Consider the following 711-nt stretch of genomic DNA (forward strand, 5'->3'; position numbering starts at 1 on the left):
CGCGGGAAGCTGGTCGTCCACATGAGCCCCTGCGGCTCCCGCACGGTGCGCGGCTGCCGCTGCACTAGCGTGTCACGCATGTCCCGAACCCGTATCGCCTACGGTCCGCAGCCGCAGCAGTTCGGCCACCTGTACCTGCCGGACGCCGCGGATCCGGCCGGGCCCGTGCCCGTCGTGATGGTGGTCCACGGCGGCTTCTGGAGCGGGAAGTACCACCTCAACCTCGGCACGCCGCTGTCGCTCGAACTCGCCGCGCACGGTGTGGCGGCGTGGAACGTCGAGTACCGGCGGCTCGGCGCGGGCGGGCGGTGGCCGGAGATGTCCGCCGACGTCGTCGCGGCCCTCGACGCCGTCGCCACCGCGGTGGCCGAGCAGGCCCTGGCCGCGGGTGTCGAACTCGATCCGGCCCGGGTGCGGGTCGTCGGGCACTCGGCCGGCGGTCAGCTCGCCGTGTGGCTCGCGGGTCAGCGCACGCAGGTGCGCCCCGAACTCGTCGTCTCCCAGGCGGGTGCGCTCGACCTCGCGTCCGCGGGTGAACGCGGCCGGCGGATCGGGTACATCGAGGACCTGTTCGGTCAGCCCTACGACGCGGATCCGGAGTTGTACCGGTCGGCGTCGCCCCGGCCCTCCGCCTCGAGGTCACGGTCACCGGTCGCGCGGCCCGCTCCCTCCTTGGCCTGACCGGACACGTCCTGCGCCTTGTGCTTGGCC

Annotated in this window: 1 pseudogene; it reads left to right on the plus strand. The window is 73.8% G+C overall.

Features of this window, described 5'->3' with window-relative positions:
• Window positions 1-78: 78 nt before the first annotated feature.
• A pseudogene (locus AIIKEEIJ_RS14745) lies at window positions 79-624 on the plus strand (alpha/beta hydrolase); the annotation flags it as partial.
• Window positions 625-711: the final 87 nt, after the last annotated feature.

Origin of the sequence: Rhodococcus sp. YH1, assembly GCF_009939605.1 — a bacterium.
Classification (GTDB): Bacteria; Actinomycetota; Actinomycetes; order Mycobacteriales; family Mycobacteriaceae; genus Rhodococcus; species Rhodococcus aetherivorans.